A 14,033-nucleotide genomic window follows, 5' to 3' on the forward strand; every position below is an offset into this window, starting at 1 on the left:
CCCGCCCCGCCGCGCCCCCCCCCCGCCCCCCCCCACCCCCCCCACCTGCGCCGGCCCCCCCCCCCCCCCCCCGGTGGGTGCGGGGGCGGGGGCCCCCGCCCCGCCCCCGGGCGCCGCGGCCCCCGAGCCCGGCGCCAAAGCGGTCGAGGTGCGGCGTGCCGACCTCGTCGCTGCGGGAATTGCGGCCGGTGCCGGTTCGGCCATGGCCGGTGCGACAGCATCCGCTGGCAGAGCCAAGGGAGCCCCGGCGACCGACTCGGGCAGCTACAGTGATGGCGAGCTCGCCGCCTCCGTCTGGGGCGGCTCCGACGCCGCCAACGGCGTGACCGTGGCCGACCCGGCCTTTGAAGAAGAGGCCGACGACCTGGATATCCCCGACTTTCTCAAGTAGGTCGAGTTCCAGCAGCCCCGGGGCCGACGCCAGTCGTGTCGACCCCGGGAAGCATCGTTTTCTCCGCACGTAACGAACAGAGCAGCATAAGCATGGCACTTCATGACGCGGCATCCTCCGAGACGCCCCCGGGCGATCTGGCTTCCCGTCTGGGCGCGGTGCACAACGGCATTATCGACGCCGCACGCGAGGCCGGGCGCGACCCGGCCGACATCACCATGATCGTGGTTACCAAGTTTCATCCGGTGTCACTGATCGAAGCGCTCTATGCCCTCGGCGTGCACCACGTGGGGGAGAACCGGCACCAGGAAGCGCAGTCCAAGGCTGCGTTGCTCGCCGATCTCGACCTCACCTGGCATTTCGTCGGTCAGGTGCAGGGCAAGAAGGCCCGCCAGGTTCGCGCCTACACCGACGTCATCCACTCGGTCGATCGTGAGTCTCTGGTGACCGCGCTCGGCTCGGAGGAATCGAGCATCGACTGTTTTATTCAGGTCAACCTCACCGATGACGCGGCCCGCGGCGGCGTGGATCCGCTGAACCTGCCGGCCTTGGTCGAGCGTGTTCTCGCCACGCCGGGCCTCGAACTGCTCGGGGTCATGGCTGTCGCTCCGCTCGGTGCTGAACCTCGTCGGGCCTTCGCTCGCGTGCGCGAACTCGGCGAACAGGTTCGCACACAAGCGCCGACGGCCACCGCACTGTCCATGGGTATGAGCCAGGACTACGCGGCGGCCGTGCTCGAAGGGGCGACACACCTAAGAATTGGCGCCGCAATCACCGGCAATCGCCCGGTGCTCGGTTAATCTCGAAGTAGCAAACCAACACGGAGGTCGACATGTCCAACCCGCTCAAGAAAACCATGGTCTACCTGGGTCTGGCAGACGAAGAGCTGGAGTACCAGGCACCCGCCGGTGCCCAGGGTGCTGCCAACAACGGCTCCACCAACCACGTGTCCGCCGTTCCGGCACGGGGGCACGACAATGCGCCGCACGGCAATACCGCCCACGCCAACGCGGCCCAGAACTCTGCCGGTCGTGCACCGGTCACCCCCCTGCGCAAGACATCGACCCCCCAGAATGTGGCTGCGTCTGAAATGAATGAAATTCTCACGGTTCACCCGCGCGCCTACAAAGACGCCCAGATCATCGCCGAATCGTTCCGCGAAGGCATCCCGGTCATCATCAACCTGTCGCAGATGAGTGACGGCGATGCGCGCCGCCTCATCGACTTCGCGAGCGGCCTGTCGCAGGGGCTGTACGGCAAGATCGAGCGCGTCACTGCCAAGGTCTTTCTGCTCTCGCCGTCCCACGTCGTCGTCTCCGGCGACAGCACCACCGACGAGGGCGCAGAGGACAGCTCCTTCTTCGCGCAAGGCTAGACTCAAGTGTGACTGGTATACCGATCCTGGGGAATCTTCTCTATTTCCTGTTCTTCATGTACTTCCTCGTGCTCTGGGGTCGATTCATCATTGATCTCGTGCGCGGTGTCAACCGGGGGTGGCGGCCGCAGGGCTTCCTGCTCGTGGTCGTCGAGTTCGTCTACACGCTGACCGATCCGCCGGTACGTTTCTTCCGCCGCTTGATCCCGCCGCTTCGCATCGGGCCCATCGCTTTGGATTTCGGCTTCACCCTGACGATGCTGTGCTGCATCATTGGCATGTCTCTGTCCGGCTTACTGTAATCGCCCGACCGGGGCATGTATTCTTAATGGATGACTGGTTCGCCGTGAGCCTGTACTCGCTCGTCGACAGCCCGTAATCAATCCAATACTTGAGTCACCAAGCGGTTCAAGTCAGTCAAATGTTCACATTAAATATAAGTTTTGAGGGTGGAAAGCCATGGCGTTAACTCCGGAAGATGTAGTCAACAAAAGGTTCCAGTCGACCAAGTTTCGTGAGGGTTACGACCAGGATGAGGTCGATGACTTTCTCGACGAGGTCGTAGTCGAACTGCGTCGCCTGACCAAGGAGAACGAGGAACTACGCGGCCAGGTCGGCTCTGATGCCGCGCCCGCAGCCGAGTCCGCTTCGGTCGCCGCCGTGGTGCCTGAGCCGGTAGCGGCCGTAGAACCCGTCGCCGCTCCGGTTGCCGCCGTTGCCGCCGCGCCGATCGACGAGACGGCCGGCACGACCAACCTTCTGCAACTGGCTCGCCGCCTGCACGAAGAGCACGTGAAGGAAGGCGCCGAGAAGCGCGACGCCCTGATCGCCGAAGGCCACGCCACCGCGGCACGCGTCATTGCCGAAGTAGAGACCCAACAGCGCGTTCAGCTGCAGAAGCTCGACCAGGAGCGTTCCACGCTCGAAGGCAAGATCGACGAACTGCGCACGTTCGAGCGCGAGTACCGCCTGAAGCTCAAGAGCTACATCGAGGGTCAGCTGCACGACCTCGATGCAAGTTCGGTCGGCTCCACGGCCGATGCCGGCAACACGCCGAAGCCCAGCTTCCAGGGTTTTGGAGCCTAGGGCACGAACGAAGAAGCGTTCGCGAGCGCTTATCGTTCTAGCCCTCGTCGCGCTGGGCGTCTACGCGCTCGATCAATTCAGTAAGTACCTCGTCGTCGCCTCGATGGCGGAGGGTTCCGTGGTTCGGGTTCTGAACGATGTGCTGCAACTGCACTTTGTTCGGAACCCGGGCGCGGCGTTCTCCCTCGCGAGCGGATCCACCTGGATCTTCTCCATCATCGCCACCGTCGTCGTGGTGTTCATCGTCTGGTTAGCCCGACGCATCCGCTCCCTGGCCTGGGGTCTCGTCTTCGGGCTGCTGCTCGGCGGTGTGCTCGGTAACCTGACCGATCGCCTGCTGCGAGAACCCGGCTTCGGGGTCGGGCACGTCGTCGACTTCATCTCGACTCCGTGGCTGTTGCCGGCCATCTACAACGTCGCCGACATGGCCATCGTGACCAGCATGGTCATCTTCATGATTCTGACCATCCGCGGCATCGGCCTCGATGGCAACAAGGTCTCGGCCGTCAGCAAGACCGCCACGCCGGCCCTCGAAGCACCCCTCGATCAAACGGACGCCGTGACCCCCGATACATCCACCCGCGACGCTGCGACCCGCGACCGGCCGGCCCCCGGGGCCGAGGCCCTGCCGTGACCGGTCCCCTCGCCCTGACCATCCCCCCTGAGCGGCGATCTCTGCCCCTCCCGGACGGTGTGGATGGCGTGCGCGTTGACGCCGGACTGGCCAAGCTGTTCGGGTTCTCTCGCAGCTTTGCCGCCGAGGTCTCCGAGGCCGGAGGCGTCGTACTCGACGGCACCGTCGTCGGCAAATCCGACCGCTTGCGGGCCGGCAGCTGGATTGAAGTCACCTGGCAGCCCAAGCAGCCGGTGCGCATCATCCCCATCGCTGTTCCCGACCTGACCGTCGTGCACGACGACGAAAGCATCGTCGTCATCAACAAGCCTGCCGGGGTCGCCGCCCACCCGAGCGTCGGCTGGACCGGTCCGACCGTTCCCGGCGCCCTCGCGGCCGCGGGCTACCGCATCGCGACCTCCGGTGCGGCCGAACGCGCCGGCATCGTGCACCGGCTCGACGTCGGCACGAGCGGTCTCATGGTCGTGGCGAAGTCGGAGACGGCCTATATCGCCCTCAAGAAGGCGTTCCACGACCGCGAGGTGGAGAAGATCTACCACACCGTGGTGCAGGGCCACCCCGACCCTCTCACCGGCACCATCGACGCGCCGATCGGCCGCCACCCCCGGTCGGACTGGAAATTCGCGGTCATGGCCGACGGCAAGCACTCGATCACCCACTACGAGACCCTCGAAGCTTTTCCCTCGGCCTCGCTTCTCGAGGTGCACCTCGAGACCGGGCGCACCCACCAGATTCGCGTGCACATGACCGCCCAACGGCACCCGTGTGTCGGCGACGCCATGTACGGCGCCGATCCGTCGATCACCGCCCGGCTCGGATTGAAACGCCAGTGGCTGCACGCCAAACAGCTGGCCTTCACCCACCCGGACAGTCATGAGTGGGTCAGCTACAACGCCGACTATCCGGCCGATCTCACCCACGCCCTCGCGGTGCTGCGCGGAGACTGACCGAGGCCGACTCGTCCCTAACCGTTACATCAACTCGTCGGAGTCCTTGTGAGCAACCCGGTAAATGCCACCGATTCGTTCGTCCACCTGCACGTGCACAGCGAATATTCCATGCTCGACGGCGCAGCGCGGGTGAAACCCCTCATCGAAGCAGCGGTGGAGCAGGGGATGCCGGCGGTCGCGATCACCGACCACGGCAACGTGTTCGGTGCCTTCGACTTCTGGAAGAGTGCGACCGACGCCGGCATCAAGCCCATCATCGGCACGGAGGCGTACATCACTCCCGGTACCGACCGCCGCGACAAGACCCGGGTGCGGTGGGGCACGAGCGGCCAAAACCGGGACGACGTCGGTGGCGCCGGCTCGTACACCCACATGACGCTGCTCTCCGAGAACACCGCGGGCATGCACAACCTGTTCCGGCTGTCGTCGAAGGCGAGCCTTGAGGGCTACTACTTCAAACCAAGAATGGATCGCGAACTGCTCAGCCAGTTCTCCACGGGCCTGATCGGCACGACCGGCTGCGTCGGTGGCGAAGTACAGACCCGCCTGCGCCTCGGCCAGTACGAGGAGGCCAAGAAGGCCGCCGGCGATTTTCAGGACATCTTCGGCAAGGAGAACTTCTTCTGCGAGATCATGGACCACGGCATCGACATCGAACGCCGAACCATGACCGACCTGCTCAAGCTCGCGAAAGAACTTGACCTGCCGCTGCTGGCCAGCAACGACCTGCACTACACGCACGCGCACGACGCCACCGCGCACGCCGCCCTGCTCTGCGTGCAGTCGGCGTCCACCCTCGACGACCCCAACCGGTTCAAGTTCGACTCCAACGAGTTCTACCTCAAAACGGCAGCGCAAATGCGACACCTGTTTCGCGACCACCCCGAATCATGCGACAACACGCTACTCATCGCCGAGCGCTGTGAGGTGGAGTTCAACACCCAAGCCAACTACATGCCCCGCTTTCCCTGCCCCGAGGGCGAGAACGAGGAGAGCTGGTTCATCAAGGAGAACGAGATCGGGCTGGCCAAACGCTACCCGAAGGGAATCCCCGCAGACGTCCGCAAGCGCGCCGACTATGAAATCGGCATCATCGTGCAGATGGGCTTTCCCGGCTACTTTCTCGTTGTCGCCGATTTCATCATGTGGTCCAAGCAGCAGGGCATTCGGGTTGGCCCGGGTCGTGGCTCCGGTGCCGGCTCGATGGTCGCCTATGCGATGGGCATCACCGACCTCGACCCACTCGTGCACGGACTCATCTTCGAACGTTTTCTCAACCCCGACCGCGTCTCCATGCCCGACTTCGACGTCGACTTCGACGAGCGTCGCCGCGGTGAGGTCATCAAGTACGTCACCGAGAAGTACGGCGAGGAACGCGTCGCGCAGATCGTCACCTACGGCACGATCAAGGCCAAGCAGGCCCTGAAGGACGCCTCGCGGGTGCTCGGCTTTCCCTTCGGCATGGGCGACAAACTGACCAAGGCCATGCCGCCGGCGATCATGGGCAAGGACGTGCCCCTCACCGGTATGTTCGACAAGGATCACCCGCGCTACCGCGAAGCGGCCGACTTTCGCGCGGTAATCGACAGCGATCCCGAGGCCCGCACCGTCTTCGACACCGCCCTCGGCCTGGAAAACCTCAAACGCCAGTGGGGCGTGCACGCCGCCGGCGTGATCATGTCGAGCGACCCCCTGATCGACATCATTCCGATCATGAAGCGTGAAGCGGATGGCCAGGTCGTCACGCAATTCGATTACCCGGCCTCCGAAGCCCTCGGACTGATCAAGATGGACTTTCTGGGGTTGCGTAACCTCACCATCATCGATGACACCCTCGACAACATCGCGGTGAACCGCGGCCACCGGCCCGTGCTCGAAGACCTCGGGCTTGACGACCCCGCCGCCTACGAATTGCTCGCGCGCGGTGACACCCTCGGCGTGTTCCAGCTCGACGGCGGGCCGATGCGGGCACTGCTGCGGCTCATGAAGCCTGATAACTTCGAAGACATCTCGGCCGTCATCGCCCTGTACCGCCCGGGGCCCATGGGCGCCAACTCGCACACGAACTATGCGCTGCGAAAAACCGGTGTTCAGGAGATCATTCCGATTCATCAGGAGCTCGAAGAGCCCCTGAAGGACGTCATCGGCAACACCTACGGCCTGATCGTATACCAGGAGCAGGTCATGTCGATCGCGCAGAAGCTCGCCGGCTTCTCGCTCGGTGAGGCCGACCTGCTGCGCCGCGCCATGGGTAAAAAGAAGAAGTCGGAGCTCGACAAGCAGTTCGAGGGCTTCTCCCAGGGCATGCAGGACCGCGGCTATTCAATGGATGCCGTCACCACGGTCTGGAACATTCTGCTGCCGTTCTCCGACTACGCGTTCAACAAGGCCCACTCGGCGGCCTACGGGGTGCTCTCCTACTGGACCGCGTACCTCAAAGCCGTCTACCCGGCCGAGTACATGGCGGCCCTGCTCACGAGCGTCGGCGACTCCCGTGACAAGCTCGCGCTCTACCTCAACGAGTGCCGCCGCATGGGGATCCGGGTGCTGGCCCCCGATGTGAACGAGTCGATCGGCTTCTTCGCAGCCGTCGGCACGGACATTCGCTTCGGTCTCGGCGCGGTGCGCAACGTCGGTTTCAACGTGGTCGAGGCCATTCGCGGCGCCCGCGAGGAGAAGGGCCGCTTCGAGTCGTTTCACGATTTTCTGCACAAGGTGCCGCTGCCGGTAGCCAACAAGCGCACGATCGAATCGCTCGTCAAGGCGGGGGCGTTCGACTCGCTCGGTGCGACCCGGCGCGGTATGGTCGAGATCCACGAATCCGCCGTCGAATCGGCCGTCAAGATCAAAAGGGAGGAGAGCAACGGCAACATCGGGTTCGACTTCGACAGCCTGTTTGACGAACCTCAGGACACCGAGCAGGTGCCCGACCGACCCGAGTGGAGCAAGAAAGAGAAACTCGCCTACGAACGCGACATGCTCGGGCTGTACGTGTCCGACCATCCGCTCGCCGGGCTGGAGATTCCGCTCGCCAAGCACGCGAGCACCACGATCGCCGACCTGATCGCGTCGGAATCGACCGAAGACGGCGACACGGTGACCGTGGCCGGCCTGATCACGAGCGTGCAGCATCGCATCGCCAAGAAATCGGGCAACCAGTACGGCATGATCCAGGTCGAGGACTTCGGCGGTGAGATCACCGCGATGTTCATGGGCAAGGCCTACCTCGAGTTCGCGCCCGAACTGATCAGCGACTCGGTCGTCGTGGTGCGCGGTCGGGTGAGCCTGCGGGACGACGGCATGAACCTGCACGCGTTCAGCGTCTTCCAGCCCGAGCTCGGCCACGGTTCCGACCAGAGTCTGGTCTCGATCACGGTGGGGGAGCCCCGCGCGACCACCGACACCGTGAGCGCGCTCGGTGAGATTCTGAAGCGCCACGCCGGCGACGCCGAGGTGCGGCTCAAGCTCGTCAAGGGCGACGTGGCGCGGGTATTTGAGCTGCCGCACCGGGTGACGGTGAGCGCCGACCTGTTCGGCGAACTCAAGAGTATTCTCGGCCCGAACTGCCTGACCTGACCCGGGGCGATCGATCGGCGTCGAATCGATGTGCACTGTCAGGATGCCCGCCTAGGCTGAAAGCATGCACACGCGAGAGCCGATCTATTCGACCGCTATCGGCGCCGGGCGCGCCTTGTTCGCCCTTCTTCGGGTGCGCCCGACCACGACCGGGCTGGCGCAGCTGCCGGCCACCGGCGGCGCGGTGCTCGCGATCACTCACTTCGGCTACCTGGACTTCGCACTGGTCGAGTGGGTCACCTGGCGGCACAATCGCCGGCACATTCGTTTCATGGCTAAGAAGGGTGCCTTTGACCAGCCGCTGGTCGGGCGCCTGTTGCGCGGCATGAAGCACATTTCGGTCGACATGGAGAGTGGCCACGAGGCCTACGCCCAGGCCGTTGCTGCACTGCGCACCGGTGAGCTGCTCGGCGTGTTCCCCGAGGGCGGCGTCAACGCCTCGTTCACGGTGCGAGAGCTGAAGACCGGTGCGGTGCGCATGGCGCTGGCCGCGAACGTGCCGATCATTCCGGTCGCAGTGTGGGGCGGGCATCGGCTGATGACCAAGAACCACCGGTCGACGCTACGGGAACGGCTCGATGTGCCGGTCAGCATCCGCTGTGGGGAGCCGTTTCACGCGAATGCTGGTGACGCTGCCAACGCCGGTGTCGCGGCAGCCACGTTGGCGCTCCACGACACGCTGCAGGACCTCGTTGATGCGGTGCAGAAGGAGTATCCCGTTGCCGGCACCGGCCAGTGGTGGCAGCCGGCGCATCTCGGCGGAACCGCGCCCACACCGGCTGCGGCCGCGGTCCTTGAGGCCGAACGCCGGCGCCACAAAGCCGCTGAAAAGTTCAACGCTGAGCGGTTGAAGACCGCAAAGAAGAACTCGTAGCAGCTGAAGCAGGATGCCGCACCCATCGGCTCATCGACGATGAGAAGTTGGGCCGGGAACGATGGCTTAGATGGCGACGCCCGGAACCCGATAGGTGCGCTCGTGGTACAGCAGGGCTTCATCGTCGGTGCCCATGCCGCCGCCCTCGATCTGCACGACCACGACGGCGTTGTTGTGCACCGAGACCCGTTCGACGATGCGACCGACCATCCAGCTGGTCACGCCGGTCAGCACGGGGAGTCCGTACGGCCCCGGCTGCCAGTGCTCACCCACGAAGCGATCGGCGTGCGGGCCGGCGAGTTTTTCGGCGACTGCCCGGTTGTGGGAACCCATCATGTGAATGACCACGCGGTCGGCGACGGCGATCGCGGCCCAGGAGCTCGCCGACCGGGCCATGTTGAACGTCGCGAGCGGTGGAACCGCGGAGAGCGACGCCAGGGAGGTGGCCGTGAAGCCGACCGGGGCGCCGGCGGGCGCGAGCGTCGTGATCACGGCGACCCCGGCGGCATGACGGCGAAACGCGTGTTTGAACGCTGCGAGGTCATCGGGGGCATGGGGGTCGGGGGCGAGCGGCGGGCTGGCGGGCAGGGTAGTCGTGGGGCGAGTAGCCAGGGGCGGGCTCGTCACAGGCCGAATAGTCACGGGGGGTTCAACGTTGCTTTGCATACTCAACCAACAATCTGTTTCAGCATCAGCCTATTGCCGCGCGCTGATTGTTACGTCGTGTTGACGGATAGGCTGGGTACGATGATCCAGACTATTGACCTTCGCGGGAGCGAGCCGACACCGGCCGCGCTTCTGGCTTCCGTTCCGCGCGCCCTCACCAGCGTTGCCGTCGCCGCCGACATCGCGGCCGAGCTGATCGCCGATGTGCGAGCGCGCGGCGGGGCGGCCCTGCTCGACCAGGCTGAACGCCTCGACCGGGTGCGCCCGGGCCAGGTGCGAGTTCCGGCGAGCCACATTGCCGACGCGGTCGCCGGGCTCGACCCGGCCGTAAGCATGGCCATCAGCGAAACCATTCGCCGGGTGCGCCTGGCCAGCGCCGCGCAGGTGCCGCCGCACGCGACGACCACGATCGAGGCCGGAGCCACCGTCACCCAACGCTGGCAGCCGGTGAACCGGGTCGGACTGTACGTTCCCGCTGGTAAGGCCGTCTACCCCTCGAGCGTCGTGATGAACGTCGTGCCCGCGCAGGTCTCTGGCGTGCGCTCGATCGCCCTCGCTTCGCCGCCGCAAAGCCACTTCGACGGCCGCGTGCACCCGACCATCCTCGCCGCCGCCGGCCTGCTCGGGGTGGACGAGATCTACGCGATGGGCGGCGCCGGTGCTATCGGTGCCCTCGCCTACGGTGTTGAAGACATCGGCCTGGAGCCGGTGCAAATTGTCACCGGCCCCGGCAACGTTTACGTCGCCGCCGCCAAGCGGCTCATTCGCGGGCAGGCCGGTATCGACTCCGAGGCCGGCCCCACCGACATCCTCGTGATCGCCGATGCCGCCGCCGACCCGCTGCTCGTCGCCGCTGACCTGGTCAGCCAGGCCGAGCACGACGAACTCGCCGCGGCCGTGCTCGTGACCGATTCCGCCGAACTCGCGGGGGCCGTCGAGGCCCGTCTGGCCGTGCTGGCGGCATCGACGACCCACAGCGAACGGGTGACCGCAGCGTTGGGTGGCCGCCAGTCGGCGATCGTGCTCGTCGACAACCTCCAGGTCGCGGCCGCGTTCAGCAACGCCTTCGGACCGGAGCACCTCGAGATTCAGACGAGCGATCCCGACGCCGTGCTCGAGCAGATCGAGAACGCCGGAGCGATTTTTCTCGGCCCCTACTCGCCGGTGAGCCTCGGTGACTATGTCGCCGGATCCAACCATGTGCTGCCGACCGGCGGACAGGCCCGGTTCTCGTCGGGCCTCGGCGCCTACACGTTTCTGCGGCCGCAGCAGGTCGTGCGGTATAGCCGCCAGGCGCTGGAAGCTGTCGCCGATCACATCGCGGCGCTGTCCAACGCCGAGGCGCTGCCAGCGCACGGAGACGCCGTGGCTGCCCGGTTCGAGACCGCTCGCTTCACAGCCGACCGCTAGGCTGGGACCACCATGTTTTGCCCGTTCTGTCGTCACCCCGATTCCCGAGTCGTCGACTCGCGTACGAGCGACGACGGACTGTCGATTCGGCGCCGCCGGCAGTGCCCCGAATGCGGCCGCCGCTTCAGCACCACCGAGACGGCGAGCCTGAACATCATCAAGCGCAGCGGCGTGGTCGAACCGTTCAGCCGCGAGAAGATCGTCTCCGGCGTGCGTAAAGCCTGCCAGGGACGCCCGGTCACCGACTCCGACCTCGCCATGCTGGCCCAGAAAGTCGAGGAAACCGTCCGCCAGACCGGTGCCTCCCAGGTCGATGCCAACGACGTCGGCCTGGCCATTCTGCCGCCGCTGCGTGACCTCGACGAGGTCGCTTATTTGCGATTCGCGAGCGTCTACCAGGGCTTTGACTCACTCGACGATTTTGAGAGCGCCATCATCCAGCTGCGCACCGAGCACACGGCGCGCTCGAAAATCCCGGGTGCCGGAGCGGATGCCGGCCAGGCATCGGTCGGCACAGCCCCCCCCACTTCCAACAAACCATAGGGCCCGATGTATCCGCTGCTCTTCAAACTCGTGCTCGCCCGGATGGATCCCGAGCGCGCCCACCTCCTCGCCTTCACCGTCATTCGGCTGCTGCCGAACCTCGGACTCGGCCGCCTCGTGCACCGATTCACTCGTCCTCGCACCGACCTCGGCGTGAACACCCTCGGCCTGCACTTCACGTCACCGTTCGGCGTCGCGGCCGGTTTCGACAAGGACGGTGAGGCCGTGCTCGGCCTCGGCCAGCTCGGGTTCGGGCACGTGGAGGTCGGCACGCTCACCGCCGTCGCTCAACCCGGCAACCCGAAACCCCGCCTGTTTCGGCTCGTGGCCGACCGCGCGGTCATCAATCGAATGGGCTTCAACAACCAGGGCGCCGCCGCAGCCGTCGCCCGTCTGACCCGGGTGCGTGCCGTCGCCGGCCGCCCAGTGCTCGGCATCAACATCGGCAAGAGCCGCGTCACCGCCGTCGGGGACGCGACGGCCGACTATCTGCGAAGCGCTGAGACCCTCGCCGCCCTCGCCGACTATCTCGTGGTCAACGTGAGCTCACCCAACACGCCGGGCCTGCGCGGACTGCAGGAGCTCGACCAGCTCGCCCCGCTACTGACCACCGTCAAGCGTGCCGCCGGCGCCACCCCGTTGCTCGTCAAGATCGCCCCCGACCTCGACGATGCCGAAGTCGTACGCATTGCCACCCTCGCCGTCGAACTCGGCCTCGACGGCATCATCGCCACCAACACCACGATTTCCCGCACCGGGTTGCGAACGGATGCCGCTACCATCGAGGCCGCCGGAGCCGGCGGCCTGTCCGGCGCTCCGCTGCACGCCCGTTCGCTCGCCATTCTGCTGCAGATTCGCGCCGTCGTGCCGCCCGAGTTCTGCGTCATTTCCGTCGGTGGGGTGGACACGGCCGCCCAGGTGGCCGAGCGTCTCGCGGGCGGAGCAACCCTGGTGCAGGGCTACACGGCGTTCCTCTACCGCGGCCCACTCTGGGCCCGTCAGGTCAACCGTGGCCTCGACCGCATCCTGGCGGTAACCGGTTAGCACCCGGTCATTTACCCGATGCCGCCCATTCGGCGCACCCGCTGCGTCGAGCTCACAGATGTTGCGCGGGTCTGGCGAAGGGTGTCCTCCCCTTCTGGACATCCGTTCGAAACAAAATCGAACTGGAATTGATATATGACACGCCTACACTGCTCCTTCTGGGCTCTATCACGGCCCGGATTTCAACCCTGAGCACAGCGCTTGTTAACGACAGCAGCTGTATTCCTACAGCGCCCTTGCACCCTCGAGAGGAATTCTTGCAATGACACCATCCAGAGGCTCTTTCACTTCTCGATCGGCAAGGCGGTTGGTGCGCGGCGTCACGGTCGCTGCGGTTCTGGCATTCTCGCTCGCCGCGTGCGCGAGCGGCGATGACGCGAGCCCGGCGGCGTCGGCCGGCGCGGCGGCATCGTTCGGTGACGCCAGCATTCAGTTCAGCTGGATCAAGAACGCAGAATTCATGGGCGAGTACCTCGCCGACAAGAACGGCTACTTCACCCAGGCCGGCTTCGACTCCGTTGACATGGTTGAGGGGCCGGCCTCGATCGAAGCGGCCGTCATCTCCGGCAACGTCGACATGGGCATCGGCAATGCGATTTCCACCGGAACCATCATTGCCAACGAGGGTGCGCCGTTGAAGATCATCGGTGCCACGTATCAGAAGAACCCCTTCACCATTCTGTCTCTCGCCGACAAGGGCAACATCGCCACTCTCGACGATCTGAAGGGCAAGACCATCGGCGTTCAGGCGAGCAACCTGAGCCTGTGGGAAGCCTTCCTCAAGATCAACAATATCGACGAGAGCTCACTGACCACCCTTCCGGTGCAGTACGACCCGACGCCGTTGTTCAACGGCGAGGTGGACGGCTGGTTCTCCTACCTGACCAATGAATCCATCGATGCCGAGCTGCTCGGACTGGGCCCGGTCAACCTGCCGCTGGCCGACTTCGGCCTGCCGTTCGTGGCCGAGACACTCACGGTCACCGACGACGCGATCAAGAACGACCGGGAGAAGCTCAAAGCCCTCCTCGTTGCCGAGATTCGCGGTTGGACCGACGCGATCAACGACCCGGATGCAGCGGCGAAACTCACCGTCGACACCTATGGACCCACCTTCGACCTCACCATCGACAAGGAGACCCGCCAGGCCGAGATTCAGTCCAGCGACCTCATTGTGAGCGCGGACACGCTGGCCAACGGCCTGTTCACGATCAGCACAGAGTTGCAGCAGCAGAGCATCGACACGCTCAAGGCGACCGGCCTGACGATCACGGCGAGCCAGCTGTTCGACATGAGCCTGCTCACAGAGGTCTACGCCGAGAACCCGGACCTGCTCGCCTACAGCAAGTAGCAGCCGGGTGGGCATCCGGGGGAACGTGCCAGCGTTCCAGCGGATGCCCGACCTGTACGTAAAATAGGCACCTAACCCTGCAATCCACCCCAGTTATGCCATCGCTAAGGAGCGTCCCACGTGAGCAGTGCTG

Annotated in this window: 14 protein-coding genes; 13 read left to right on the forward strand and 1 reads right to left on the reverse strand. The window is 65.3% G+C overall.

Annotated elements, in window-relative coordinates; genetic code table 11:
- Positions 1 to 148: 148 nt before the first annotated feature.
- From LH475_RS07940 to LH475_RS07980, 9 genes are all read left to right on the forward strand, one after another.
- Positions 149 to 391, forward strand: coding sequence for a hypothetical protein (locus tag LH475_RS07940; protein ID WP_297413300.1), 243 nt, complete (start codon positions 149 to 151; stop codon positions 389 to 391).
- Positions 392 to 483: 92 nt separating this feature from the next.
- Complete coding sequence (locus LH475_RS07945) at positions 484 to 1,191, forward strand: YggS family pyridoxal phosphate-dependent enzyme (RefSeq protein WP_297413302.1); 708 nt, start codon at positions 484 to 486, stop codon at positions 1,189 to 1,191.
- Between the two features lie 32 nt (positions 1,192 to 1,223).
- On the forward strand, positions 1,224 to 1,766 hold the full coding sequence (sepF, locus tag LH475_RS07950; protein WP_196843808.1) for a cell division protein SepF: 543 nt from the start codon (positions 1,224 to 1,226) through the stop codon (positions 1,764 to 1,766).
- An 8-nt stretch (positions 1,767 to 1,774) separates the two neighbouring features.
- Positions 1,775 to 2,068, forward strand: a complete 294-nt coding sequence (locus LH475_RS07955; RefSeq protein ID WP_196843807.1) for a YggT family protein — start codon at positions 1,775 to 1,777, stop codon at positions 2,066 to 2,068.
- 157 nt (positions 2,069 to 2,225) lie between these two features.
- Complete coding sequence (locus tag LH475_RS07960) at positions 2,226 to 2,852, forward strand: DivIVA domain-containing protein (protein WP_196843806.1); 627 nt, start codon at positions 2,226 to 2,228, stop codon at positions 2,850 to 2,852.
- Entirely contained in the window at positions 2,842 to 3,486 is a 645-nt protein-coding gene (gene lspA / locus LH475_RS07965) for a signal peptidase II (RefSeq protein ID WP_297413305.1), read from the forward strand. The genes LH475_RS07960 and lspA overlap by 11 nt, the downstream gene beginning before the upstream one ends.
- Positions 3,483 to 4,433, forward strand: coding sequence for an RluA family pseudouridine synthase (locus LH475_RS07970; protein WP_297413307.1), 951 nt, complete (start codon positions 3,483 to 3,485; stop codon positions 4,431 to 4,433). Before lspA ends, LH475_RS07970 begins: the two co-directional genes overlap by 4 nt.
- 48 nt (positions 4,434 to 4,481) lie before the next feature.
- Positions 4,482 to 8,012, forward strand: a complete 3,531-nt coding sequence (gene dnaE, locus LH475_RS07975; RefSeq protein ID WP_297413309.1) for a DNA polymerase III subunit alpha — start codon at positions 4,482 to 4,484, stop codon at positions 8,010 to 8,012.
- Between the two features lie 64 nt (positions 8,013 to 8,076).
- Positions 8,077 to 8,886, forward strand: coding sequence for a lysophospholipid acyltransferase family protein (locus LH475_RS07980; protein ID WP_297413311.1), 810 nt, complete (start codon positions 8,077 to 8,079; stop codon positions 8,884 to 8,886).
- 66 nt (positions 8,887 to 8,952) lie between these two features.
- Here the strand turns inward: LH475_RS07980 and LH475_RS07985 are convergent, their stop codons facing one another.
- A complete protein-coding gene (locus tag LH475_RS07985; RefSeq protein ID WP_366145592.1) occupies positions 8,953 to 9,474 on the reverse strand; it encodes a flavin reductase family protein in 522 nt (173 codons plus the stop codon).
- Between the two features lie 159 nt (positions 9,475 to 9,633).
- Between LH475_RS07985 and hisD the strand changes: the two genes are divergently transcribed.
- The 4 genes from hisD (at position 9,634) to LH475_RS08005 (ending at position 13,900) form a co-directional block, all read left to right on the forward strand.
- Positions 9,634 to 10,962 (forward strand): histidinol dehydrogenase, encoded by a 1,329-nt coding sequence (gene hisD, locus LH475_RS07990; RefSeq protein WP_196843802.1) that lies wholly within the window; start codon positions 9,634 to 9,636, stop codon positions 10,960 to 10,962.
- Positions 10,963 to 10,974: 12 nt separating this feature from the next.
- Entirely contained in the window at positions 10,975 to 11,505 is a 531-nt protein-coding gene (gene nrdR, locus LH475_RS07995; RefSeq protein WP_196843801.1) for a transcriptional regulator NrdR, read from the forward strand.
- A gap of 6 nt (positions 11,506 to 11,511) precedes the next feature.
- Entirely contained in the window at positions 11,512 to 12,549 is a 1,038-nt protein-coding gene (locus LH475_RS08000) for a quinone-dependent dihydroorotate dehydrogenase (protein WP_297413316.1), read from the forward strand.
- A 310-nt stretch (positions 12,550 to 12,859) separates the two neighbouring features.
- Positions 12,860 to 13,900, forward strand: coding sequence for an ABC transporter substrate-binding protein (locus tag LH475_RS08005; RefSeq protein ID WP_297413318.1), 1,041 nt, complete (start codon positions 12,860 to 12,862; stop codon positions 13,898 to 13,900).
- Positions 13,901 to 14,033 lie beyond the last annotated feature (133 nt).

The sequence above is a fragment of the Cryobacterium sp. genome, from assembly GCF_026786305.1.
Lineage (GTDB): Bacteria > Actinomycetota > Actinomycetes > Actinomycetales > Microbacteriaceae > Cryobacterium.